The organism is Brachyspira sp. (genome assembly GCF_029258575.1).
Taxonomy (GTDB): Bacteria; Spirochaetota; Brachyspiria; order Brachyspirales; family Brachyspiraceae; genus Brachyspira.
Genome location: NZ_JARHYI010000018.1, coordinates 1 through 2049, shown reverse-complemented (window position 1 = coordinate 2049; position 2049 = coordinate 1). Strand labels below are relative to the sequence as shown.

The 2049-nt window shown below is 21.8% G+C and carries 2 protein-coding genes and 1 pseudogene; all 3 read left to right on the top strand.

Features of this window, described 5'->3' with window-relative positions:
- The first annotated feature begins 377 nt into the window (after window positions 1-377).
- Entirely contained in the window at window positions 378-521 is a 144-nt protein-coding gene (locus tag Q1J76_RS01385; RefSeq protein ID WP_300377824.1) for a hypothetical protein, read from the top strand.
- Window positions 522-867: 346 nt separating this feature from the next.
- On the top strand, window positions 868-1482 hold the full coding sequence (locus Q1J76_RS01380; protein WP_300377821.1) for a hypothetical protein: 615 nt from the start codon (window positions 868-870) through the stop codon (window positions 1480-1482).
- Between the two features lie 401 nt (window positions 1483-1883).
- A pseudogene (locus tag Q1J76_RS01375) lies at window positions 1884-2049 on the top strand (IS1595 family transposase); the annotation flags it as partial.

Sequence of the window (2049 nt, the reverse complement as noted above, 5' to 3'; positions counted from 1 at the left end):
TATTTGGTACTCATTTTACACTTGCACTTTTTGGTCCCACCTATGGCATACGATGGGAAAAAGTTGATAGTACATTTACAAAATATAAAAAATTTTTAGTATATATCAAGTACTTTTGAAACAAGTTTATTATTATTGTTAATAAAAAAACGACTGAGAATTAAAGTTACGAGCTGTTTAATTTTTTATTTATTATGCCCGAAAAAACTTATAAGACACTTGATATGACTTATCGATGTGGATTTTTCTCACTTTATTATTGCTATATAATAGGTAAAGGGTCTACTTGCTCGAATCACTTAATTTAACATTTTTTTATTTTTTATTATTTCTCTAAAGCTAATATATCATCATAGCCTTTTTCTATTGAAACACTTATGAATCTTGGAGTACAAGATAATGATGGAAATGGTATACTTCACTATATACTTTCTAGCTATAATATAGGAACAGAAGAATATGATATTTTTGAAATACTCATAAAAAACGGAATAAATATTAATTTACAAAATAATGATTGAGATACTGCCATTCATAAGATTTCATATAAAGGAAATAATAATTATAGAAATATTGATATGGAGAAAAGTTATATCTCTTTTGATAGAAAATAATGCAGATAAAAACATAAAAAATAATAATGGGAAAAAAGTGTATCCCAGCGTATTTATATAATATAAAATTTATTTTTAATAAAATATTTAATATTTTATTTACTAATTATAATGATAAAATACTCAGTTTATTTTATACAATGATTTATAAGTATTAATATATATAGATATCATATAATGTTTTTATAAATTTATGTTGTTATTTATTTTTTCTATTGTAAAATATGTTAACTGAATTTTAAGGATATTGTTTATGAAAAAAATTCTTATCTCTTTATTTTTATCTTTATTTTTTATAGGCTGTTTAGATTATACTCAGTATGTTACAGTAGATGGTAATAAAAATATAACAGTGGTCGCTATAGTTACAATGTCAAAATCTTTGGTAGAATTAGCTGCTTCTTCTGAAGGTAATGAAAATACTATTCCAGATTATTATTATGATGATATTCTTAGAGAAATGGAAGATGAAGCTAGAAATAACTATCCTAGAAATTTTAAATTTAAGAAAATAAATAATGAAAATGAAATAGGGATTTATATAAATGGAGTAATAAAATTAGATGATTTAACAGAAGATTATAGTTCATTAGTACCTATAAAAGATGGAAATAAATTCATTTTTAATGCTTATGATTATTATGATATTAAAGATGATTACAGTGAATATTCATCTATTTTGAGTTCTATGAAAATGAAGCTTATCATTTCAAAAGATTATATTCCTAGAATAAGTTCATGCTATCTTTCTTCTTATGATGAAGTAAAAGATATAAATGTTTATGATTTGAAAGATTCTTTTTTAATAGAATTGCCTATGGTTTATGGTATAAGTATAAGTAGACCTATATTATATATAGAGATGTGATTATAAAACATTTATTTAATAATTGACAATTATTTATTATAAATTATAATGTATACTATATGAGATTAATTATAATACTAACTATTTTTATTTCGTCTATATATTTTTCCTGTATTTTATATATTTTATCATTCCTATCATCATGTTCATTATATAGATGAAAATTGTGAAACTTGTATAGAGATTTTTTCCATAGTAAAGGCTTTAAGCAAAATATTGAAATTTTTTAATACATATAATGTTGTACTATATATAGGTATCTCATATATATTTATAGCGAAAATAAGAAAAATAATATTTAATTTTAATGATAATCCCACAATTTTAAAAGTCAAATTAATAAATTAATTTAATATTCTTTGGGGCTGTCCTAGATAACTAAAATTTGTTAAAATTTAAGTATGAAACGAAGTAAATTAAGCCGAGAAAAACAATTGAAATTAATAGAACATTTTATTGCAGGAACTACAGCCCGAACAGCTTCTGTTTTAATAGGTGTTAATAAAACAACAGCATCATATTATTTTTTAAGATTAAGAGAATTAATTTTTGAGTATGAAAGAAAAA